General features: G+C 71.2%; 20 protein-coding genes and 1 riboswitch. Of the genes, 13 read left to right on the top strand and 7 right to left on the bottom strand.

Features of this window, described 5'->3' with window-relative positions:
* Nucleotides 1-8: 8 nt before the first annotated feature.
* The 5 genes from ACZ6WH_RS32495 to gcvT form a co-directional block, all read right to left on the bottom strand.
* Nucleotides 9-566, bottom strand: coding sequence for a GH25 family lysozyme (locus ACZ6WH_RS32495; protein WP_469732957.1), 558 nt, complete (start codon nt 564-566; stop codon nt 9-11).
* A 485-nt stretch (nt 567-1,051) separates the two neighbouring features.
* Nucleotides 1,052-2,449, bottom strand: coding sequence for an L-serine ammonia-lyase (locus tag ACZ6WH_RS32500; RefSeq protein WP_432858973.1), 1,398 nt, complete (start codon nt 2,447-2,449; stop codon nt 1,052-1,054).
* Between the two features lie 309 nt (nt 2,450-2,758).
* A complete protein-coding gene (gene glyA, locus ACZ6WH_RS32505; RefSeq protein ID WP_469732960.1) occupies nt 2,759-4,024 on the bottom strand; it encodes a serine hydroxymethyltransferase in 1,266 nt (421 codons plus the stop codon).
* Nucleotides 4,025-4,084: 60 nt separating this feature from the next.
* Nucleotides 4,085-4,462, bottom strand: a complete 378-nt coding sequence (gcvH, locus tag ACZ6WH_RS32510) for a glycine cleavage system protein GcvH (RefSeq protein WP_469732962.1) — start codon at nt 4,460-4,462, stop codon at nt 4,085-4,087.
* Nucleotides 4,463-4,592: 130 nt separating this feature from the next.
* Complete coding sequence (gene gcvT / locus ACZ6WH_RS32515; protein ID WP_469732964.1) at nt 4,593-5,717, bottom strand: glycine cleavage system aminomethyltransferase GcvT; 1,125 nt, start codon at nt 5,715-5,717, stop codon at nt 4,593-4,595.
* 153 nt (nt 5,718-5,870) lie between these two features.
* A riboswitch (glycine riboswitch) is annotated at nt 5,871-5,967 on the bottom strand.
* A 215-nt stretch (nt 5,968-6,182) separates the two neighbouring features.
* Between gcvT and ACZ6WH_RS32520 the strand changes: the two genes are divergently transcribed.
* The 11 genes from ACZ6WH_RS32520 to ACZ6WH_RS32570 all read left to right on the top strand — a co-directional run bounded on the left by ACZ6WH_RS32520 (nt 6,183) and on the right by ACZ6WH_RS32570 (nt 19,091).
* Nucleotides 6,183-6,881, top strand: a complete 699-nt coding sequence (locus ACZ6WH_RS32520; RefSeq protein WP_469732966.1) for a P-loop nucleotide/nucleoside kinase family protein — start codon at nt 6,183-6,185, stop codon at nt 6,879-6,881.
* Between the two features lie 118 nt (nt 6,882-6,999).
* Nucleotides 7,000-7,824 (top strand): enhanced serine sensitivity protein SseB, encoded by an 825-nt coding sequence (locus ACZ6WH_RS32525; protein ID WP_432864721.1) that lies wholly within the window; start codon nt 7,000-7,002, stop codon nt 7,822-7,824.
* A gap of 138 nt (nt 7,825-7,962) precedes the next feature.
* Complete coding sequence (locus tag ACZ6WH_RS32530) at nt 7,963-8,751, top strand: enhanced serine sensitivity protein SseB C-terminal domain-containing protein (RefSeq protein WP_469732968.1); 789 nt, start codon at nt 7,963-7,965, stop codon at nt 8,749-8,751.
* A gap of 407 nt (nt 8,752-9,158) precedes the next feature.
* Entirely contained in the window at nt 9,159-10,157 is a 999-nt protein-coding gene (locus ACZ6WH_RS32535) for an ABC transporter permease (RefSeq protein WP_469732970.1), read from the top strand.
* Between the two features lie 77 nt (nt 10,158-10,234).
* A complete protein-coding gene (locus ACZ6WH_RS32540; protein ID WP_469732972.1) occupies nt 10,235-11,986 on the top strand; it encodes an ABC transporter substrate-binding protein in 1,752 nt (583 codons plus the stop codon).
* Between the two features lie 71 nt (nt 11,987-12,057).
* Nucleotides 12,058-13,068, top strand: a complete 1,011-nt coding sequence (locus ACZ6WH_RS32545; protein ID WP_432858987.1) for an ABC transporter permease — start codon at nt 12,058-12,060, stop codon at nt 13,066-13,068.
* Nucleotides 13,065-14,228 carry an ABC transporter ATP-binding protein gene (locus ACZ6WH_RS32550; protein WP_469732974.1) on the top strand — a complete coding sequence of 388 codons (1,164 nt, stop codon included), beginning with the start codon at nt 13,065-13,067 and terminating at the stop codon, nt 14,226-14,228. The genes ACZ6WH_RS32545 and ACZ6WH_RS32550 overlap by 4 nt, the downstream gene beginning before the upstream one ends.
* Nucleotides 14,225-15,334 carry an ABC transporter ATP-binding protein gene (locus ACZ6WH_RS32555; protein WP_469732976.1) on the top strand — a complete coding sequence of 370 codons (1,110 nt, stop codon included), beginning with the start codon at nt 14,225-14,227 and terminating at the stop codon, nt 15,332-15,334. Before ACZ6WH_RS32550 ends, ACZ6WH_RS32555 begins: the two co-directional genes overlap by 4 nt.
* A gap of 104 nt (nt 15,335-15,438) precedes the next feature.
* Nucleotides 15,439-16,860: a M1 family metallopeptidase gene (locus tag ACZ6WH_RS32560; protein WP_469732978.1), complete on the top strand. Its 1,422-nt coding sequence runs from the start codon at nt 15,439-15,441 to the stop codon at nt 16,858-16,860.
* A 106-nt stretch (nt 16,861-16,966) separates the two neighbouring features.
* Entirely contained in the window at nt 16,967-17,812 is an 846-nt protein-coding gene (locus ACZ6WH_RS32565) for a thioesterase family protein (protein ID WP_432858993.1), read from the top strand.
* 103 nt (nt 17,813-17,915) lie between these two features.
* Complete coding sequence (locus tag ACZ6WH_RS32570; protein WP_469733218.1) at nt 17,916-19,091, top strand: cysteine desulfurase family protein; 1,176 nt, start codon at nt 17,916-17,918, stop codon at nt 19,089-19,091.
* 39 nt (nt 19,092-19,130) lie between these two features.
* Here the strand turns inward: ACZ6WH_RS32570 and ACZ6WH_RS32575 are convergent, their stop codons facing one another.
* Complete coding sequence (locus ACZ6WH_RS32575) at nt 19,131-19,856, bottom strand: nitroreductase (RefSeq protein WP_469732980.1); 726 nt, start codon at nt 19,854-19,856, stop codon at nt 19,131-19,133.
* Between the two features lie 109 nt (nt 19,857-19,965).
* Between ACZ6WH_RS32575 and ACZ6WH_RS32580 the strand changes: the two genes are divergently transcribed.
* Nucleotides 19,966-20,583 (top strand): TetR/AcrR family transcriptional regulator, encoded by a 618-nt coding sequence (locus ACZ6WH_RS32580; protein ID WP_469732982.1) that lies wholly within the window; start codon nt 19,966-19,968, stop codon nt 20,581-20,583.
* A 105-nt stretch (nt 20,584-20,688) separates the two neighbouring features.
* Here ACZ6WH_RS32580 and ACZ6WH_RS32585 read toward each other — a convergent pair whose 3' ends face one another.
* Nucleotides 20,689-21,381 (bottom strand): N-acetylmuramoyl-L-alanine amidase, encoded by a 693-nt coding sequence (locus ACZ6WH_RS32585; RefSeq protein ID WP_432858999.1) that lies wholly within the window; start codon nt 21,379-21,381, stop codon nt 20,689-20,691.
* Nucleotides 21,382-21,481: 100 nt separating this feature from the next.
* Between ACZ6WH_RS32585 and mnmA the strand changes: the two genes are divergently transcribed.
* Nucleotides 21,482-22,606 carry a tRNA 2-thiouridine(34) synthase MnmA gene (mnmA, locus tag ACZ6WH_RS32590; protein WP_361555937.1) on the top strand — a complete coding sequence of 375 codons (1,125 nt, stop codon included), beginning with the start codon at nt 21,482-21,484 and terminating at the stop codon, nt 22,604-22,606.
* Nucleotides 22,607-22,719: the final 113 nt, after the last annotated feature.

Consider the following 22,719-nt stretch of genomic DNA (forward strand, 5'->3'; position numbering starts at 1 on the left):
AGGAAACTCTATTCTTCGTTCGCCCACTTCTTCAGCGCGGCCCTGCTGGAGAACTGGCCGACGTTCTTGTCGAGCGGGGTGTCGGTGTACTGGTGGAAGCGCCACTTCGCCTTGATCCGCGGATGTCCGGCCTTGACGTAGTCGGCGATCCACAGGCCGTCGCCCGCGTAGGACGTGGTGTCGTGGTTGAGCCAGAAGTCGCGGTTGCAGTACAGGAGCACCTGATGGCGGTCCGGGCGCAGGGCCTTCACCTCGCGGATGAACTGGTCCTTCTGCGCGTTGCTCGCGTAGGTCCCGGCGCTGGTGCGCTCCCAGTCGACGATCAGGACGTCGCCCAGTCTGGACGCGCACTTCTCGACGAAGTACCGGGCCTGCGCCGCGATGTTCCCCGGCCACAGGAAGTGGTAGAAGCCGACCACGCAGCCGGCCTCGCGGGCCCGCGAAGCCTGCGAACTCTGATGCGGATTGATGTAGGAACGGCCCTCCGTCGCCTTGATGAAGACGAAGTCCAGGCCCTTCGTGGAGTAGGTGGGCTGATACGAGCTGACATCGACGCCGTGCAGCATTGCACTCCTCCCGCAACCGTGCGATTACCAAGCGTCACTACGGTCCGCCTTCATGGGCATGCCCGCTGACGCCGGGCCTCAAAGGTGCTCTTGCCCTCTGGTCGTGCTTCGTCGCTCCCCTCGACGTCCCCCGTGCACGACGGCTGTGCACGCTGTGCGACAAGTGCCGTCGGTGGCCAAACGCCTCCCGGCGTACGGGAGTTCCCGTGGGTAATACGGATACGGGGTGCGGGCCGGGCGCGCAAGCAAAAAACGGCAACGGGTCCGACCCGGAAAGGGATCGGACCCGCTGTCGGGGATGAGCAGTCAGGCCGGAGGGCGGGGCGCGTAGCGCGCCACCAGCGCGGTCAGGGCGGCAATCATGATCAGCATTACGAGAATCACCAGCGTCGCCTGCCCCGAACTCCCGGGGCCATTCCGTGATCTGGATCACATGGGGAATGGGCGGGAGTGGCGGCGCGTACGCCGGTGGCCGGGCGGCCCGTTCAGCACTCGATGATGTTGACCGCGAGCCCGCCGCGCGCGGTCTCCTTGTACTTGACGCTCATGTCGGCGCCGGTGTCCTTCATGGTCTTGATGACCTTGTCGAGGGAGACATGGTGCCGGCCGTCGCCGCGCAGCGCCATACGGGCCGCCGTGACCGCCTTCACCGAGGCCATGCCGTTGCGTTCGATGCACGGGATCTGGACCAGGCCGCCGACCGGGTCGCAGGTCAGGCCGAGGTTGTGCTCCATGCCGATCTCCGCGGCGTTCTCCACCTGCTCCGGGGAGCCGCCCAGCACCTCGGCGAGGCCGCCCGCCGCCATCGAGCAGGCCGAGCCGACCTCGCCCTGGCAGCCGACCTCGGCGCCGGAGATCGAGGCGTTCTCCTTGAAGAGCATGCCGATGGCGCCCGCGGCCAGCAGGAAGCGGACCACGCCCTCGTCCTTCTCCTCCTGTGAGGATCCGCCGGGCACGAAGTTCATGTAGTAGTGCAGAACGGCGGGGATGATGCCGGCCGCGCCGTTGGTGGGTGCGGTCACGACCCGGCCGCCCGCCGCGTTCTCCTCGTTGACGGCCATCGCGTAGAGCGTGATCCACTCCATGGCGTGCGCCTGCGGGTCCCCCTCGGCGCGCAGCGCGCGGGCGGCGTTCGCGGCGCGCCGGCGCACCTTCAGGCCGCCGGGCAGGATGCCCTCGCGGCTGGTGCCGCGGGCGACGCACGCCTGCATGACGTGCCAGATCTCCAGCAGCCCGGCGCGGATCTCCTCCTCGGTCCGCCAGGCCTTCTCGTTCTCCAGCATCAGCGCGGAGATCGACAGGCCGGTCTCCCGGGCGAGCCGCAGCAACTCGTCGCCGGTGCGGAAGGGGTACTTCAGAACGGTGTCGTCGAGGACGATCCGGTCGGCGCCGACCGCGTCCTCGTCGACGACGAAGCCGCCGCCGACCGAGTAGTACGTCTTCTCCAGCAGCGGGGCGCCGTGCTCGTCGTACGCGAAGAGCGTCATGCCGTTGGCGTGGTACGGCAGCGAGCGGCGGCGGTGCAGGATCAGCTCGGTCGACTCGTCGAAGTCGATCTCATGCGCATCGCCTATCTCGGCGTCCAGCAGCCGCAGCCGCTTGGTGGTGCGGATGCGCTCGACCATGTCGTCGGCCCGCTCGACGTCCACGCTGCGCGGGGAGTGGCCCTCCAGGCCGAGCAGGACGGCCTTGGGGGTGCCGTGGCCGTGCCCGGTGGCGCCGAGCGAGCCGAACAGCTCGGCCCGTACGGAGGTGGTCTGCGCGAGGAGGCCGTCCTTCTTGAGGCGGCCGACGAACATCCGCGCCGCGCGCATCGGGCCGACCGTATGGGAGGAGGACGGGCCGATGCCGATGGAGAAAAGGTCGAAGACGGAGATGGCCACGGTGGCGGACTCCTTTGTCGGCTCGTGGTGGGCGGTCGTGCGCGGCCGTGCGACAGCACGCGCCGGTGGGCGAGGGGGGCCGGGCGGCCGAAGAGATGTGACGTTTCTGCGCCGGCGGACGGCATGTGCCGGTTGTCGGATCGGTACCGGTTGTCGAGCGTAACGCGCCCGGGGGACGGACGGTGCATGTGCGGGCGAAGCCACCCGTGAGGCTCGTGACACGGGTTCCCCGTGAGCGGGCGCGCACACCACGGGCCCGGGACACATCCTGCCCCGGGCCCGTGAAGCCCGTGCGACCGCCCGGTTGCCTTACTTGGCCAGGCCGGGGTACAGCGGGTGCTTGTCCGCCAGCGCGGTGACGCGGGTCTTCAGCGCCGCCGCGTCGTACTCCGGCTTCAGCGCCAGCGCGATGATGTCGGCGACCTCGCGGAAGTCCTCGGCCCGGAAGCCGCGAGTGGCCAGCGCCGGGGTGCCGATCCGCAGACCCGAGGTGACCATCGGGGGCCGCGGGTCGTTCGGGACGGCGTTGCGGTTGACCGTGATGCCGACCTCGTGGAGGCGGTCCTCGGCCTGCTGGCCGTCCAGCTCGCTGTCGCGCAGGTCGACCAGGACCAGGTGCACGTCGGTGCCGCCTGACAGCACGTTGACGCCGGCCTCACGCGCGTCCGGGGACGTCAGGCGCTCGGCGAGGAGCCGGGCGCCCTCGACGGTGCGCTGCTGGCGCTCCTTGAAGTCCTCCGAGGCGGCGACCTTGAAGGAGACCGCCTTGGCCGCGATCACGTGCTCCAGGGGGCCGCCCTGGAAACCGGGGAAGACCGCGGAGTTCAGCTTCTTCGCGAAGTCCTTGTTGCGGGCCAGGATGATGCCGCCGCGCGGGCCGCCGAGCGTCTTGTGCGTGGTGGAGGTGACCACGTCCGCGTAGGGCACCGGGTTCGGGTGCAGCCCGGCGGCGACGAGACCGGCGAAGTGCGCCATGTCGACCCACAGCTTCGCGCCGACCTCGTCGGCGATCCGGCGGAACTCGGCGAAGTCCAGCTGTCGCGGGTAGGCGGACCAGCCCGCGATGATCACCTTGGGGCTGTTCTCCTTGGCCAGGCGCTCGACCTCGGCCATGTCGACCAGGCCGGCCTCGTCCACGTGGTAGGCGACCACGTTGAACTGCTTGCCGGAGAAGTTCAGGCGCATGCCGTGCGTGAGGTGCCCGCCGTGCGCCAGGTCCAGGCCGAGGATGGTGTCGCCGGGCTGGGCGATCGCGAAGAGGGCCGCCTGGTTGGCGGAGGCACCGGAGTGCGGCTGCACGTTGGCGTACTCGGCGCCGAACAGCTCCTTGACCCGGTCGATCGCGATCTGCTCGGTGACGTCGACGTGCTCGCAGCCGCCGTAGTAGCGGCGGCCCGGGTAGCCCTCGGCGTACTTGTTGGTGAGGACCGAGCCCTGGGCCTCCATGACGGCGGCGGGAGCGAAGTTCTCCGACGCGATCATTTCGAGGGTGGACTGCTGACGGTGGAGTTCGGCGTCGACAGCGGCGGCGACGTCGGGGTCGAGCTCATGGAGGGAGCTGTTCAGAAGCGACATGAGTCTTCCTGGGTGGGAGCTGCCGAGCGGGCGGCGGGCCCTCTCGGTACGGCGGGCAGGTCAGCCGGCGGTGAAAGCGGTGTACTCGTCGGCGGAGAGCAGGTCCTCCGGCTCGCCGCTCAGCTTCACCTTGAACAGCCAGCCGCCCTCGAACGGGGCGGAATTCACCAGCGACGGGTCGGCCACCACGTCCTCGTTGATCTCCGTGACCTCACCGTCGACCGGGGAGTAGAGATCGCTGACGGACTTGGTCGACTCCAGCTCGCCGCAGGACTCGCCCGCGGTGACGGTCTCGCCGACGTCGGGGAGCTGGGCAAAGACCACATCGCCGAGCGCGTTGGCCGCGTGCTCGGTGATGCCGACCGTCGAGACGCCGTCCGCGGCGGCCGACAGCCACTCGTGCTCCTTGCTGTAGCGGAGCTGCTGGGGGTTGCTCATGGTTCGATTCTCCTGGATGCGGGGGAATGATCGTGCAGAGGGTCTTGACAGGTGAGACGCGACTGCGTCACTTCTACCGGCAGGACGGCCGTCCCGCGGTCATTTCTCCTGGCCGGAGCGTGCCGTGCGGTCACTTCTCCCGCTTGTAGAAGGGCAGCGCGACGACGTCGTACGGCTCGTGCTTGCCGCGGATGTCGACCGCCACCCCCTTCGTACCGGGCTCGGCGTGCGCCGCGTCCACGTACGCCATCGCGATCGGCTTACCGAGCGTGGGGGAGGGGGCACCGGAGGTGACGGTGCCGATGGCGGTGCCCTCCGCGTCCACGACGGGGTAGCCGGCGCGCGGCACCCGGCGGCCCTCGGCGATCAGCCCGACGAGCTTGCGCGGCGGGTTCTGCTCGGCCCGCTCGGCGGCGGCCGCCAGCGCGTCCCGGCCCACGAAGCGGCCGTCGTTCCCGGGCTTCTCGAACTTCACAACTCGGCCGAGGCCCGCGTCGAACGGCGTCAGGGAGGTGCTCAGCTCGTTCCCGTACAGCGGCATGCCCGCCTCCAGGCGCAGCGTGTCGCGGCAGGACAGGCCGCAGGGGACCAGGCCCGCGTCCTTGCCGGCCTCGGTCAGCGCCTCCCAGAGGGCGACCGCGTCGGCGGGCCGGACGAACAGCTCGAAGCCGTCCTCGCCGGTGTAGCCGGTCCGGGCGATCAGCGCGGAGACGCCCGCGACGGTGCCGGGCAGGCCCGCGTAGTACTTCAGCCCGTCCAGGTCGGCGTCCGTAAGGCTCTTCAGGATCCCGGCGGACTCCGGGCCCTGGACGGCGAGCAGCGCGTACGCGTCGCGGTCGTCCCGTACGGCGGCGTCGAAGCCGGCCTGCCGGGCGATCAGCGCGTCCAGCACGGTCTGCGCGTTGGAGGCATTGGCGACGACCATGTACTCCCGGTCGCCCAGCCGGTAGACGATCAGGTCGTCCAGGATCCCGCCGTCCTCCTGGCAGATCATCGTGTACCGGGCGCGGCCGGGCTTGACCGAGCCGATGTTGCCGACCAGCGCGTGGTCCAGGAGGTCGGCGGCCTGCGGCCCGGTGACGGTGATCTCGCCCATGTGCGAGAGGTCGAAGAGGCCGGCGCGGGTGCGGACGGCGACGTGCTCGTCGCGCTCGCTGCCGTAGCGCAGCGGCATGTCCCAGCCGGCGAAGTCGGTCATGGTCGCGCCGAGCGCGCGATGCGTGGCATCGAGCGCGGTGTGGCGGGGGTCGGTCATGCGGGCTCCCGGGATGGACAGACGACAGGGACGTATCGGACGTCTCCCCATCTGTCATCGGAACCTGAGAGGTTCACCGACAGCCCCCATCGGGGCCTCGGCTTGCACCTTGGGTGGGGCCGCACCGGCGTGCGGCCCGCTTTTCAGATCTGCCTCGTCCGCGCAGTACAGGGGCCTGAGAGATTCAAGGGAGGACTTGCTCCTTCGGCGCCCCGCCGTGGCCTGGCGGGAACTCTCCCGCGCGGATTCAAGCGGCCGGTATGCAGTTGGCGGCCGGCGTCGGGTGCGGCGTCCGGCGCGCACATCATTGCACGGGATCGCCGGATGCAGGAGCCCCGGCCCGCGCCGCCCCGACGGCCGGGGGCCAACCCGCCACGACCTGCCCTCCGCTTGAAGCTCATTACCTTTTCTTGACACTCTGCGGGTAGGGGGGCGGCAGTGAACGGAACGGGGAGGGCGATCACGGTGCAGAGGCAAGCCGTATATGCGACGTCGGCAGGGGTCGCGCGCGGCGCGGTGCCCCGCCGCGCCCGCACACCCAAGGCGGTGGTGCGTCCGGGCCGCGGCGCCCGCGTGACGGACCTGCGCGGCGCGGAGGGAGAAGCGCGCGTCCGCGAGCTGGACTTTCCCGCGCGCTGCCTGGTGGTCGTCTCGGGCCTGCCCGGCGGCGGCAAGAGCACGCTGATGCAGCGCGTGGTCCCGGCGCTGGACCGGGCCGGGGTGCCCGTCCACCGCATCGACTCCCAGGACGTACGGGAGCGCTGGGAGGCCGGCCGGCTCGGCGCGCTGCCGTACGGCCTGCTCCGACCGCTGGTGCGGATCGCGCACTACCACGGCCTGTGGCAGGCGCTGCGCTCCGGCGGCAGCGTCGTGGTGCACGACTGCGGCACGGTCGCCTGGGTGCGCCGCTGGATCGCGCGCACCGCCCGGCGGGACGGCCGCGAGCTGCACCTGCTGCTGCTCGACGTGCCCGCCGGCGTCGCGCTGTCCGGACAGCGGGCCAGGGGCCGCGGGGTGTCCGGCTACGCCTTCGCGCGGCACCGGCGCGCGGTGCGCCGGCTGCTCGCCAGGGCCCGGGCGGCCCGGCTGCCGAAGGGGTTCACGGCCACGGTGCTGCTGGACCGGCGGGCGGCCGAGGCACTGGAACGCACGACGTTCGGCTGAGAGCCTGGGCAGACACTGCCGCGTCTCCTGTCCGGGCTTCGGGACGGGGGGCGAAGCGCCCGCGGCGGGCCGCTAGGGTTTTCGATCAGGCAGTGCGGTACGAAGCGGGTGGGTGACCATGGACATTCCGGAGCAGAGCATCCCCGGTCAGGGCGTTTTCGAGCAGAGCATTCCGCAGTTGGCCTGGCCGGCCAACGAGCTGGAGGAAGTGCTCGCGGCGTCGGTGGGTCATCCCGGGGCCGGCGCCCGGATCGTCGAGGTGCTCGGCCGCAGCCGGATATGGGTGCCGCTGCCCAAGGGCGGCGGCCCCGAGAGCGCCGGCTTCGGCGCGCCCGGCCTGGACCTGCCCACCGTGGAGCTGCCCGACGGCCTGGCGTACGTGCCCGTCTTCAGCTCCGAGCAGGAGTTCCTGCGGGTCGTCGGCGCGCACATGTCCTTCACGGTGGCACCGGCCCGCGAGTTCGCCCGCGGCCTGCCGCCGAAGATCGGTATCGCGGTGAACCCGGACGGCACGGTCGGCGTCCCGCTCCCGCCGCCCGCCGTGGCCGAGCTGTGCCGCGGTGACGTGCCCCGCGAGGGGCTGCCGTCCGGCGGCCGGGTGCGGCTGTACGAGCCGGACTGGCAGGACGAGCCGGTGGACTTCCTGGCCGCGGCGGGCCTGGAGTTCTCCGGCGTACCGCACGTCACCACCGCCCGCCGCTGCCTGGCCAACATCGAGGGCGACGCGCCCACCCTCTTCGTCGGTGTACAGGTCGCCGACCCGGCGGCGGCCCTCCAGGACCAGGCCCAGCGCGACATCGCGCTCGGGGCGCTGGGCCGGGCGCTCGGCGCCGTGGCGGTGCCCTGGCCGGTCCAGCTGGTCATGCTGGACATCGCACAGGACCCGGTCGTCGACTGGATGCTGGAGCGCGTGCGGCCCTTCTACACACAGGACCTCGGGTAGCCCCGACGGGCGGGGCCGGCCGCGGCCCGTGCCGGACCGGCCGGTGCGCGCCCGGACCACGCCGGGACCCGGCCCGTAAGCTGGGTGGATGACGGGCGGGCACCCCCACGTGCCCGACGGGAGAAGGGACGGGGACACGTGAGCGCGGGTGCGCATCAGGGAGCGGCGACCGGCCAGGTCGAGCAGGTGCTGCAGCAGGTCTCGCCCGGCCGGTACGACGCCTACGAGGCGCTGCTGCAGGCGCTGTCCGGCGGCCAGGTGTGGATGCTGCTGTGGCAGGGCCAGGCCGGGGCCCCCGATGCGCAGTACGGGAACATGGAGGTCGACGGGCTCGGCTACGCGCCGTGCGTGACCTCCCCCGCCGAGCTGGCGGCCAGCGGCTGGACCCGCGCCCACGAGGTCGTGCCCGGCGCCGAGATCGCCGCCGCGCTCTACCCCGACCGCTGGGGCCTCTGGCTGAACCCGCACGCGCCCGGCGGCGGCGTCGGCATCCCCTGGCTGGACCTGCGCCGGATCGCCGGCGGCCTGGACCGGCTGCCCGCGGGGCCCCTGCGGATCACCGAGCCGGTCGTGGAGATCCCGCAGTTCTACGCCCTGCTCGGGCAGAACGCGCACCGCACGCCCGCCGTCCGCTCGCTGCGCCGGGCCTGGGTGCAGCCCGCCCTCGGCGTTCCCTACCTCGCGGTCGGCCTGGATCTGTACGACACGGGGCGGGCCGCGGTGGAATCGGTACGGCTGATGATGCAGCAGTCCATCGGCGCGGTTCCGGAGGGACTGCCGGTCTCCACGGTGGCGATGGAGGACGAGTACGACCCCGTGGCCATGTGGATGCGGGCCTACTCCCGCCCCTTCTTCGACCGTGGGGCGCACGGCCCGGCTCCGGCTCCGGCCGCCTCGTACGGCTACGGCTACCCCGGCCCCCACTGACGTCCCCCGCGGGCGGGAGCGCGGCGGCCCCAGCCGCCCTCCCGTGTGCCGTAGTGTGCCGAATTGCCCCTGTGTGCACCCCGGTTGAGGCTGGCGTGAACCGGCTGTCAGGACCGCTCAGCCGTCCGTGATGTCCGTATAACGGTATGCCGTGGAGCACATCACAGTTGCGCATCCTTTCCTCGGCAGGACTGGTGACTGATCGCGACTCGGATGAAGACTCCCGCAGCAGGGGTCTAGACCCCGTGTGCGACGAGCAGTTGGACCGCTGTCGCGCGGACATCCGAAGACCGATGAGCTGCAAGACCTCCGGGCGTCCGCCGGCGTGCACACCAGTGAGTGAACCGAGCCGCCGACGCGGCGGGCGTGGCCGGCCGCAGGGCGGGCCGAGAGGGGTCAAAGGCACTGTGACCGCACCGATCGAGACCACCGGGGCGGCTGCTGAGGCGCAGCCGGAAGCGGTGCTGGAAGGCGTCGGGAGCAAGCGGATCGAAGGCCGTTCGCTCGGCCAGATCGCCTGGCTGCGCTTCAAGCGCGACAAGGTCGCGGTGGCGGGTGCCATCGTTGTCATCCTCCTCATCGTCATCGCCGCGCTCTCCCGTCCCCTCCAGTCGCTGCTCGGCCTGGACCCGAACGAGCCGAATCAGTCGCTGATCGACCCCAACACCACCCTGCCGCTCGGCGACTTCGGCGGCATGAGCGCGGACCACCCGCTCGGCGTCGACCCCAAGTTCGGCCGCGACCTGCTCGCCCGGGTCCTGGAGGGCTCCTGGGTCTCGCTGATCGTCGCGTTCGGCGCGACCCTGCTGTCGGTGGCGATCGGCACGGTCCTCGGCGTGGTCGCGGGCTACTACCGCGGCCGGGTGGACGCCGTGATCAGCCGGATGATGGACGTCTTCCTGGCGTTCCCGCTGCTGCTCTTCGCCATCGCCATCTCCGCCTCGCTGCAGGGCGGCGCCTTCGGCCTGGAGGGCCTGCCGCTGCACATCTCGGTCCTGATCTTCGTGATCGGCTTCTTCAACTGGCCCTACATGGGCCGCATCGTGCGGGCGCAGACCCTGTCGCTGCGCGAGCGCGAATTCGTCGACGCGGCCCGGGGGATGGGTGCGCGCGGACCGTTCATCCTCTTCCGTGAGCTGCTGCCGAACCTGGTGGGGCCCATCGTGGTCTACTCCACGCTGCTGATCCCCTCCAACATCCTCTTCGAGGCGGCCCTCAGCTTCCTCGGTGTCGGTATCCAGCCCCCTCAGGCCTCCTGGGGCGGCATGCTCAACCAGGCGGTCAAGTACTACGAGGTCGACCCGCAGTACATGCTCGTCCCCGGCCTCGCGATCTTCGTCACCGTACTCGCGTTCAACCTCCTCGGTGACGGTCTGCGGGACGCGCTGGACCCACGCAGCCGCTGACGCCGCTCCCGCGGCGCCCGGGCGGTCCCGGCAGTTCCACCCGAAGTTTCCGACGAACGAAGGGGAAACCGACCATCATGCGAAGGTCAGTCCCGGTCGCGGCGATCGCGGCCATATCCAGTGCGGGCCTTTTGCTGGCCGGCTGCAGTGGCGGCAAGGACTCCGCCAACGGATCGTCCGAGGCGAACGCCGCCACCAAGGGGATCGTCAACACCTCGAACGAGAAGGGCGGAACGCTCAACTACGCGATCAGTGACGCCCCCGAGTCCTTCGACCCCGGCAACACGTACTACGCCTTCATCTACAACTTCAGCCGTCTCTACGCGCGTCCGCTGACGACCTTCAAGCCGGCCCCCGGCGAGAAGGGCAACGAGCTGGTGCCGGACCTCGCCGAGTCGATGGGCAAGCCCTCCGACGGCGGCAAGACCTGGACGTACAAGATCCGCAAGGGCGTGAAGTACGAGGACGGCAAGGAAGTCACCTCGCAGGACGTCAAGTACGCGGTCGAGCGCTCCAACTTCGCGCGGGACACCCTCTCCCTCGGCCCGAACTACTTCCAGCAGTTCCTGGTGGACGACGACAAGTACAAGGGTCCGTACAAGGACAAGTCCAAGGCCGGGCTGAAGTCCATCGAGACGCCGGACGACCACACTGTCGTCTTCCACCTGAAGAAGCCGTTCGCGGAGTTCGACTACCTGGTCTCGGCGCCGCAGACCGCCCCGGTCCCGCAGGCCGAGGACAAGGGCGCGGAGTACACCCGCTCCGTGGTCTCCACCGGCAGCTACAAGTTCAAGAGCTACCAGGAGGGCAAGCAGCTCGTCCTGGAGCGCAACCCGCAGTGGTCCGCCAAGACCGACCCGCTGCGCAAGCAGCTCCCGGACAAGATCGTCCTGAAGATGAAGGTCGCCCAGTCGACCATCGACAAGGACCTGAAGTCCGGCAACACCCACATCGACCTCGCCGGCCGCGGTGTGGACGGCCAGACCCAGGCCCAGCTGCTGACCAACAGCTCGGAGAAGGCCAACACCGACAACGCGCTCGGCCAGCGGCTGGTCTACACGGCGATCAACTCCAAGGTGAAGCCGTTCGACAAGCTGGAGTGCCGCCAGGCCGTCCAGTACGCGATCGACAAGAAGGCCGTGCAGACCTCGCTCGGCGGCCCGATCCGCGGTGACATCGCCTCCACCGTCCTGCCGACCGACATCGCCGGGTACCAGAAGTACGACCTGTACCCGCAGAAGTACGACGCCAAGGACAAGCTGGACCTGACCGAGGCGAAGAAGAAGTGGAAGGAGTGCGGTGCCGGCAAGACCGACACCACCATCCTCGCCCGCTCCGACCGCCAGGACGAGGTCGACGCGGCCACCACGGTCATCGACTCGCTGAAGAAGATCGGCATCAACGCCAAGATCCAGCAGTACCCGACGAGCAAGTACTTCTCGGACTACGCCGGTGTGCCGAAGTTCAACAAGAAGAACAACGTCGGTCTGATCATGATGCAGTGGGGCTCGGACTTCCCGACCGGCTACGGCTATCTGCAGCAGATCCTGAACGGCAAGGCGATCAGCCAGTCCGGCAACACCAACCTCTCCGAGCTGGACGACCCGGAGATCAACAAGCTGCTCGACAGCGCCATCGCCGACACCGACCAGGCCGCGCGCGAGAAGGCGTACGCCGAGATCGACAAGAAGACGATGGAGCAGGCGGTGATCGTGCCGCTGACCTACTTCAAGGTGCTGATGTACCGCTCGCCGGAGGCCACGAACCTGGTGTCCACCTCGGCCTTCAGCGGTCAGTACGACTACCTCAACGTCGGCGTCAAGAAGTAGCAGCCCCGGAAGGCAGGTGAAGGCATTGGTGCCCGCCGGCGGCGGCCGGCGGGCACCGACGCCGCAGTCCCGTGTTCTCGTACATCATCCGCAGGCTGATCAGCGCAGTGATCCTGCTGCTGATCGTCAGTGCGGTCACCTTCGGCATCTTCTTCCTGCTGCCGAAGCTGGCCGGGCAGACCAGCGACCAGCTCGCCCAGCAGTACATCGGCAAGGCACCCACGCCCGCGGACATCGCCGCGGTGAAGAAGAACCTCGGCTTCGACAAGCCGGTGTACGAGCAGTACTGGGACTTCCTCAAGGGCATCTTCGTCGGCGTCGACTACAAATTCGGTCCCGAGGCGGTGCACTGCCACCGGCCGTGCTTCGGGTACTCCTTCAAGACCCACATCGAGGTCTGGCCCGAGATCCAGTCCCGGCTTCCGGTGACCCTCTCGCTGGCCGCCGGTGCCGCGGTGGTCTGGGTCGTCTCCGGCGTGGCCACCGGCGTGCTCTCCGCGCTGCGCCCCGGCTCGCTCTTCGACCGCGCCGCGATGGGCGTGGCACTGGCCGGTGTCTCGCTCCCCATGTTCTTCACCGGCGCACTGGCGCTGGCCCTCTTCACCTACCAGTGGCCGATCTTCGAGCGCAGTGACTACGTACCGCTGCTGGAGGATCCGTTCGGGTGGGCGCGCACCCTGGTCCTGCCCTGGGTGACCCTGGCGTTCCTCTATTCGGCGCTGTACGCCCGGCTCACCAGGGCGGGCATGCTGGAGACGCTGAACGAGGACTTCATCCGCACCGCGCGCGCCAAGGGCCTGCGCGAGCGCAAGGTCGTCGTCCGGCACGGCCTGCGCGCCGCGCTCACGCCGATCATCACCGTCTTCGGCATGGACCTCGGCCTGCTGCTGGGCGGCGCGCTCATCACCGAGCAGGTCTTCTCCCTCCAGGGCGTCGGCGCCTTCGCCGTCCAGGCGATCACCGCCAACGACCTGCCCAACATCCTCGGCGTCACCCTGCTCGCCGCCTTCTTCATCGTCCTGTGCAACCTGGTGGTGGACGTCCTGTACGCCGCCGTCGACCCGCGGGTGAGGCTCTCGTGACCGACTCCGAAGAACTGACGAGGACCGGCCCGGACGCGGGCTCGTCGGCGATCGCCGAGCCCGTCGCGGAGGGCGGCGCGGAACCCACCGCCTTCCTCGAAGTACGCGACCTGAAGGTCCACTTCCCGACCGACGACGGTGTCGTGAAGTCCGTCGACGGCCTCTCCTTCAAGCTGGAGAAGGGCAAGACCCTCGGCATCGTCGGCGAGTCCGGCTCCGGCAAGTCCGTCACCTCGCTCGCCGTGATGGGCCTGCACCGGGCCTCGCGCCGGCAGCGCAGCAAGGTCCGGATGTCCGGCGAGATCTGGCTGGACGGCAAGGAGCTGATCGGCGCCGACCCCGACGACGTACGGCGGCTGCGCGGCAGGGAGATGGCGATGATCTTCCAGGATCCGCTGTCCGCGCTGCACCCCTACTACTCGGTCGGCAACCAGATCGTGGAGGCGTACCGCGTCCACCACGACGTGGACAAGAAGACCGCGCGCAAGCGGGCGGTCGAGATGCTGGACCGGGTGGGCATCCCGCAGCCGGACAAGCGGGTGGACGACCACCCGCACCAGTTCTCCGGCGGCATGCGGCAGCGCGCGATGATCGCGATGGCGCTGGTCAACAACCCCGAGCTGCTGATCGCCGACGAGCCCACCACCGCGCTGGACGTGACCGTCCAGGCGCAGATCCTGGACCTGATCCGGGACCTGCAGAAGGAGTTCGGCTCGGCGGTCGTCATCATCACCCACGACCTCGGCGTGGTCGCCGAGCTGGCGGACGACCTGCTGGTGATGTACGGCGGGCGGTGCGTGGAGCGCGGCCCGGCCGAGAAGGTCTTCTACCAGCCGCAGCACCCCTACACCTGGGGCCTGCTCGGCTCGATGCCGCGCATCGACCGCGCGCAGACCGAGCGCCTGATCCCGGTCAAGGGATCCCCGCCCAGCCTGATCAACGTCCCGGCCGGCTGCGCCTTCAACCCGCGCTGCCCGTACGCGGACGTGCCCAAGGACAACCTCACCCGTACCGTCCGCCCCGAGCTGCGCGAGGCCGGCAATGGGGGCACCCCCGCCAATGAGGGCGTAGCCGGCGGGGGAGGCCACTTCTCCGCCTGCCACATGGCGCCGGAGGAGCGGGAGCGGATCTGGACCGAAGAGATTGCGCCGAAGCTGTGACCGAGACGACTGACGCGAAGAACACGACGGCGGCGGCACCCTCCGAGGGGGCCGCGGCCGCACCGCTGCTGAAGGTGCGCGGCCTGGTCCGCCACTTCCCGATCACCAAGGGGCTGCTGAAGCGCCAGGTGGGCGCGGTGCAGGCGGTCGACGGCATCGACTTCGACGTGTACCCGGGCGAGACGCTGGGCGTGGTCGGCGAGTCCGGCTGCGGCAAGTCGACGATGGGCCGGCTGATCACGCGGCTGGACGAGCCGACCGGCGGCACCATCGAGTTCGAGGGCCGGGACATCACGCACCTGTCGACCGGCGGGATGCGCCCGATGCGCCGCGACGTCCAGATGATCTTCCAGGACCCGTACGGCTCGCTGAACCCGCGGCACACCATCGGCGGGATCATCGGCACCCCCTTCCGGCTCCAGGACGTCGAGCCCGAGGGCGGGGTGAAGAAGGAGGTGCAGCGGCTGCTGGAGCTGGTGGGCCTGAGCCCGGAGCACTACAACCGGTACCCGCACGAGTTCTCCGGCGGCCAGCGCCAGCGCATCGGCATCGCCCGCGCGCTCGCCCTCAAGCCCAGGCTGGTCGTCGCCGACGAGCCGGTCTCCGCGCTGGACGTCTCCATCCAGGCCCAGGTCGTGAACCTGATGGACGACCTCCAGGACGAGCTGGGCCTGACGTACGTGATCATCGCGCACGACCTCTCGGTCATCCGGCACGTCTCGGACCGGATCGCGGTGATGTACCTCGGCAAGATCGTGGAGCTGGCGGACCGCGACTCCCTGTACGACGCGCCGATGCACCCGTACACCAAGGCGCTGCTCTCCGCCGTGCCCGTACCGGACCCCAAGCGGCGCACCGAGCGGGACCGCATCCTGCTCAAGGGCGACGTGCCCTCGCCGATCAACCCGCCCTCCGGCTGTCGCTTCCGCACGCGCTGCTGGAAGGCGACGGAGGTGTGCACCACGACGGAGCCGCCGCTGGTGGCGCTGCGCACGGGCCACCGGGTGGCGTGCCACCACCCGGAGAACGCCCCGGACGGGGTGTCCGGCAACGGTGCCGCCGGGCAGCCGGCGAAGCCGACCGGTAAGGAGTCAACAAGCCAGTAATGGCTGATGAGTTGGCAAAGTGACGGGTGTGACGGAACGGAAGAGTGCAGAGTCGGCGCGGTTGTTCATGAAGCATCCGTGCGTTCGAAGGGACCGGCTCACCCATGGCACTCTCCCGTTCAGCACGTGGCACCCGCCGCAGCCGCCACAGAACCCGCCTGCTCGCGCTGGCCACCGCCGTCGCGGCGGCGTGCACGGTCGCCGCGGCGCCCGGCGCCTCGCCCGGCGCCCCCGGCGCGGGTGACCCCTACTTCCCCCACCTGGGCAACGGCGGCTTCGACGCCCTCCACTACGACCTCGGCGTCAGCTACGCCCCGGACAGCGACCGGCTCGACGGCCGGACGACGCTCACCGCCCGGGCCACGCAATCCCTCAGCTCCTTCGACCTGGACCTCCAGAAGCTCGACGTCACGTCGGTCCGGGTGGACGGCGCACGGGCCCGGTTCACGCGCTCCGGCGACGAGCTGACCGTCACCCCGCGGTCCCCGCTCCACAAGGGCGAGCGCTTCACCGTGCGCGTCGTCTACGGCGGTGTCCCCGAACCGCTCGGCGGCCCGATCGTCTTCGGCTCGGCGTACGGCTGGATGAAGACCCCGGACGGCGTGTTCGTCGCGTGCGAGCCGAACGGCGCGTCCACCTGGTTCCCCTCCAGCGACCACCCGGGGGACAAGGCGACGTACGACATCCGCATCGACGCGCCGAAGGGCCTGACCGGTGTCTCCAACGGCAGGCTCGTCGCCTCGTACGAGAAGCGCGGCCGCTCCTACGCCCACTGGCGCGAGTCGAAGCCGATGGCCACCTATCTCGCCACCGCCACCATCGGGAAGTTCGACGTCCGGACCGGCACCACGCCCGGCGGCATCCCCGTCTACGTGGCCAGCGACCCCACGCTGCCCGCCGGCGGCGTCGACTTCTTCCAGGTCACCTCGGAGGCGACCGACTACTGGTCGACGGTCTTCGGTCCGTACCCCTTCGAGACGACCGGCGCGATCGTCGACGACATGCCGGACGCGGAGTTCTCCCTGGAGACCCAGTCCAAGCCCGTCTACTCCGCGGTGCGCGACGAGTCCACCATCGTGCACGAGCTGGCCCACCAGTGGTTCGGCGACTCGGTGTCGGTGGCCTCCTGGCGGGACATCTGGTTCAACGAGGGCTTCGCCACGTATGCGCAGTGGCTGTGGAACGAGCACAAGGGCGGGGCCACCGCCCATGAGTCCTTCGCGAAGGCGTACGCGGCGCGGCCCGCGGACTCCGACTTCTGGAAGGTGCGGGTCGGCGACCCGCAGCGCGACACCATGTTCGCCTCGGCGGTGTACCAGCGCGGCGCCATGACCCTGCAGGCGCTGCGCGAGCGCATCGGCGACAAGGCGTTCTTCGCGCTGCTGCCCGCCTGGACGCGGGCGCACCGCTACGGCAACGCCTCCACCGCGCAGTTCATCGCGCTGGCGGAACGGATATCGGGGCAGCGGCTGGACGACCTCTTCGACACCTGGCTCCGCACGGACAGCAGGCCGGCGCTGCCGTAGCGGGGGCCGTAGCCGCGGGCGAGGCGGCGGCGGAGGCCGGTGGGGGCGGCGGGACGGATCCCGATGCCTCTACCGGCCAGTAATAATTCCATGTACCGTGCACCGCATGGCACAGGTGACCATAGGTAACAGCGAGTTCGACCGCGACACGGCGATCGTCCGCCGCTCTCCCGGCGTCTACGACGCCGAGCTCTCGGCCGGCTGGACGATCATCCACGCGGTCAACGGGGGCTACCTCCTCGCGCTGATGGGCCGCGCCCTGGGTGACGCGCTGCCGCACCCGGACCCGATGACGGTCACCGCCCACTACCTCACCGCGTCCAGGCCGGGCCCGGCCGTCATCCGTACCGAGGTCGTGCGCACCGGCCGCACCATGTCCACCGGCACGGCGACCCTCGTCCAGTTCGAGGACGACGGTTCCGAGGTCGAGCGGCTGCGCGTGCTGGCCGCGTACGGCGACCTCGACGCGCTGCCGGACGACGTGCGCACCACCGCCAAGCCGCCCGCCATGCCGGCGCACGCGGAGTGCTTCGGCGCCGACGCCGCCCCCGGGGGCCGCCCCGCGCTTCCCGGCAGCTCGGCGATCACCGCCCGGCTCGACGTCCGGCTGGACCCCGCGACCTGCGGCTGGGCCGTCGGCGCGCCCAGCGGCAACGGCGAGATGCGCGGCTGGTTCGGCCTCGCCGACGGCCGCGACGCCGATCCGCTCTCCCTCCTCCTCACGGTCGACGCGCTGCCGCCCACCGCCTTCGAGATGGGCCTCAAGGGCTGGGTCCCCACCGTGGAGCTGACCACCCACATCCGCTGCCGCCCGGCGCCCGGCCCGCTCCGCGTCTCCATCACCACGCGCAACCTCGCCGGCGGCTTCCTGGAGGAGGACGCCGAGGTCTGGGACGCCGACGACCGCCTGGTCGCGCAGTCCCGGCAGCTCGCGCGGGCGCTGCTGGACTGACCGGGAGCCGGGGTGCGCCCGGCCGGGGTTGTGGAGGGTGCCTCCGAGCGCGGGGTGTGCGCTCCCGGTGCGCCCCTCGGAAGCTCGTAGAATCGTGCGCACCATGGTTTACCTCGACCACGCCGCCACCACCCCGATGCTGCCGGAGGCGGTGCAGGCGATGACCGCCCAGCTGACCGTGACCGGCAACGCCTCTTCGCTGCACGCCGCCGGCCGGCGTGCTCGCCGTACCGTCGAGGAGGCCCGGGAATCCCTCGCCGCCTCGCTCGGCGCACGCCCCAGTGAGGTCGTCTTCACCGCGGGCGGCACGGAGGCCGACAACCTCGCCGTCAAGGGCCTGTACTGGGCCCGCCGGGACGCCGAGCCGTCCCGCACCCGCGTACTGGCCAGCCCCGTCGAGCACCACGCCGTGCTGGACGCGGTCGAATGGCTCGCCGAGCACGAGGGCGCCCACGTGGAATGGCTGCCGGTGGACTCGTACGGGCGGGTGCACCCCGACGCGTTCCGCGCCGCCGTCGAGTCCGGGGCCGGCCCCGACGACATCGCGCTCGCCACCGTCATGTGGGCCAACAACGAGATCGGAACGGTCCAGCCGGTCGCCGAACTGGCCGCGGTGGCGAACGAGTTCGGCATCCCGCTGCACGCCGACGCGGTACAGGCGGTCGGCCAGCTGGAGGTGGACTTCGCCGCCAGTGGCCTGGCCGCGATGACCGTCTCCGGCCACAAGATCGGTGGCCCGTACGGCATCGGGGCGCTGCTGCTGGGCCGCGAGTACGCCCCCGTGCCCGTGCTGCACGGCGGCGGGCAGGAGCGCCACGTCCGCTCCGGCACCCTCGACACGCCCGCGATCGCCGCCTTCGCCGCGGCCGCGCGGTACGCCGTCGCGCACCGCGAGGAGTTCGCGCGCGAGATCGGCGCCCTGCGGGACGAGCTGATCACGGCCGTCCGCGCGGCCGCGCCCGACGCCGTCCTCGGCGGCGACCCCGACCCGGCGGGCCGGCTGCCCGCCAACGCGCACTTTTCCTTCCCCGGCTGCGAGGGCGACTCCCTGCTGCTCCTCCTGGACGCGCAGGGCATCGAGTGCTCCACCGGCTCGGCCTGCACCGCCGGCGTCGCCCAGCCCAGCCACGTCCTGCTCGCCGCCGGCATGGCCCCGGACCTGGCCCGCGGCACGCTCCGCTTCTCCCTCGGCCACACCTCCACGAAGGAGGACGTGGCGGCCCTGGCGGACGCGATCGGCCCGGCGGTGCAACGAGCGCGGAGCGCGGGGCTGAGCTGAGGCGGCCGCGGGCCGGGGTGAGGTCGGCGGTTCGGCCCGTCAGCCGTGGAAGGTCGTGGTCGCCTCCAGCGCGGCGCGCCCGGCGGTGACCCGGTTCACCGGTGCCGCCGCGTCGGCGTACCCGAAGGAGACCCCCACCAGCAGCTTTCCCCCGGTGACGCCGAGTTCGTCGCGCACGGTGCCGGCGTAGAAGCTCAGCAGCCCCTGCGGGCAGCTGGCGATGCCGTACGCGGTCATCGCCAGGAGCAGCGTCTGCAAGTACGCCCCGACATCCGCGGCCGCCCGTGCGCCGGCTCCCTCGGGGGCGAAGAGGAACGCGACGTGCGGCGCGCCGTAGAAGCCCAGGCTCTCGGCGTCGTAGGCCGCGCGTGCGGCGTGGTCGTCCCGGCCGATGCCCAGTGCGCCGTAGAGCTGCCTGCCGAAGGCGGCCTGCCGTTGCCGATGCACCGGTGCGTACATGTCCGCGTCGTACGGGAAGTCGACGGAGGTGCGCCGCGCCGCGTGGGCGGCCCGGAGCGAGCCCGCGAGCCGGTCGCGCACCGCGCCGCTGACCACCTCCACCCGCCACGGCTGGGTGTTGGAGTTGGACGGTGCCGCGCCGGCCAGCGAGAAGACCGCCCGCATCGTCCCCTCGGGCACCGCGTCGGGCCGGAACGCGCGCACGGCACGCCGGCCGCGGATCAGCTTCTCGGCACAGGCGCTCAGCCCGGCGCGGCCATTCGGTGCGCTGTGGCTGCTCGGCTCGGCGTGATGGACAGGACGCATGGAGCGCTCCCCGGTGAGACATGAACGAAGTAAACGCTGGCGTTTACCAACTTCCCCGCACTCTAGCCACCCACCGGCCCGTAAGTAAACGCAGGCGTATACTTGCCGCATGGCTACGGCGGCGAAGGCGGGGCAGCGACGGGGGCAGGGCGCGCGGGACCGGATCCTGGCCGCGGCCGACCGGCTGTTCGCGCGGCAGGGGATCACCGCGACCGGCATGGAGCAGGTCGCGGAGGAGGCGCCGGTCTCCAAGCGCACGCTCTACGCGCACTTCCGGACCAAGAGCGAGCTGGTGCTCGCCCACCTGCGGGCGCTCGCCTCATCGGGGAACACGCTGGAGGGCGTGCTGACCCGCGAGGACCTGCCGCCCCGGGAGCGCATCCTGCGGCTGTTCGACCTGCCCGTCGCGGACGCGGGCGCGGTGCGGGGCTGCCCGTTCCTCGACGCCGCGGCCGAGTTCCCCGACCCGGAAGACCCGATCCACGTCTGTGCGCGCGAACAGAAGCTGCTGATGGTACGGCTGGTCACCGCGCTGGTCACGGAGCTGGGCTGCGCCGGGCCCGGCGCGCTCGCCGAGCAGCTGGTGACGCTCGCCGACGGCGCGGCCGGCCGGGCCATGGTCCTGAACGACCCGGACTACGGCCGGTTCGCCCGCGCCGCCGCCGAGATCCTCCTCGATCGGGCCCTGACCGGGAACTCCACCGCCACCGGCGCGAAGGCGGGCTGACCGAGCGGCGCCCGGTGGGTTCCCCGCCTCGCGGTCGGCCCTTCCGTACGGGGAGCCGGCCGTCCGTACAGAAAGGACCCCTGCTCCCGTCCGGCCGGTGCGCGCTCAGTCCGGGGACTTCCCCGGGTCCTTGCCCTTGCCCGGATTGCGCGACAGCGCTTCCTTCACCAGGTCCATGTAGCGGTCCCAGTCCCAGTGCGGGCCCGGGTCGGTGTGGTCGGCGCCCGGCACCTCGATGTGGCCGATGATGTGCGTGCGGTCGGCCGGGATGCCGTACCGCGCGCAGATGTCCGCGGTCAGCTGCGCCGAGCTCGCGTACATCGTTGCCGTGAAGTCCTGCGGCCGGTCGACGAAGCCCTCGTGCTCGATGCCGATGCTGCGCTCGTTGTACTCCCGGTTGCCCGCGTGGAAGGCGACGTCCAGCTCCCGCACGGTCTGCGCGACGTGTCCGTCCTTCCGCACGACGTAGTGCGCGGCCGCGCCGTGATCCGGATTGCGGAAGACCCGCAGGGCCGTCGCGTAGCTCCCCTGCACGACGTGGATCACCACCCGGTCGATGACGTAGTCGTCCGGCCGGTCGGCCCGCCGCCAGTTCGCCCCGGACGCGGCGGACCACTGCGCGTCGCGGTAGTCGACCTCGCCCGGCTTGCGCGGTTTCTCCTGGCCGGGCAGCCGCCACCACCAGCGCTCCAGCCGCTCGTGCGCGGCCAGCCCCGCGGCCGCCACCGCGACCGTCCCGCCGATCAGCACCGCTCGGCGGCCGACGACTCTGCGGCCCGTGTGATCACCGTCTCCCATGCGCTGAACAACGCTCACCCCCCGGTTCCCGGTTCCGCCCGGCGGCCGGACGCCTTCCCCTTCCACTCGTGTCAGCGGTTCCGTCTACTCTGGAAGGGCTATGACTGACGCTCCCCGCCGCCTCCGCGTGCTCGCCGCCATGTCCGGCGGTGTCGACTCCGCCGTCGCCGCCGCCCGCGCCGCCGAGGCGGGCCACGACGTGACCGGTGTGCACCTCGCCCTTTCCGAGAACCCCAAATCCTTCCGTACGGGCGCGCGCGGCTGCTGCACGATCGAGGACTCGCACGACGCCCGCCGGGCCGCCGACGTCATCGGCATCCCCTTCTACGTCTGGGACCTCGCCGAGCGGTTCCGCGAGGACGTCGTCGACGACTTCGTCGCGGAGTACGAGGCGGGCCGTACGCCCAACCCCTGCCTCCGCTGCAACGAGAAGATCAAGTTCGCCGCGCTCCTCGACAAGGCGCTGGCCCTCGGCTTCGACGCCGTCTGCACCGGCCACTACGCCACGGTCGTGACCCGCGAGGACGGCAGCCGCGAACTGCACCGCGCCTCCGACATGGCCAAGGACCAGTCCTACGTCCTCGGCGTCCTGGACGAGCGCCAGCTCGCGCACGCCATGTTCCCGCTCGGCGACACGGTCACCACCAAGGCCGAGATCCGCGAAGAGGCCGCGCGACGTGGTCTGTTCGTCGCCAAGAAGCCCGACAGCCACGACATCTGCTTCATCGCCGACGGCGACACCCAGGGCTTCCTCGCCAAGCGGCTGGGCCGCGCCGAGGGCGACATCGTGGACGAGTCCGGTACGAAGCTGGGCACGCACGAGGGCGCGTACGGCTACACGATCGGCCAGCGCAAGGGCCTGCGCATCGGCACCCCGGCGGCGGACGGCAAGCCGCGGTACGTCCTGGACATCTCCCCGGTGGACAACACCGTCACCGTCGGCCCCGCCGAGGCCCTGGACGTGACGGCCCTCACGGCCATCCGCCCCCGCTGGTGCGGCACGCCCCCGTCCGGCCCCGGCACGTACACCGCCCAGCTCCGCGCCCACGGCGACGAGACCGAGGTCCGCGCCGAGCCCACCGAGGACGGCTTCACCGTCGCCTTCACCACCCCCGCCCGAGGCGTGGCCCCCGGCCAGGCGATCGTCCTGTACGACGGGACGCGGGTGGTCGGCTCGGCGACGATCGCGACGACCCGCCGCGCGACGGCCGCGAGCGCGCGCTAGCCGTATTGCCCCGCAGGGCTGTCCCCGCAGCTCGGGACGCGCCGACCGCCGGACCGTGCAGGCTCACGAAAGCGGCCCCGCCGCCCCCGGTGAGGGGGCGGCGGGGCCGCCGT

This window comes from Streptomyces sp. NPDC050806 (assembly GCF_055586425.1).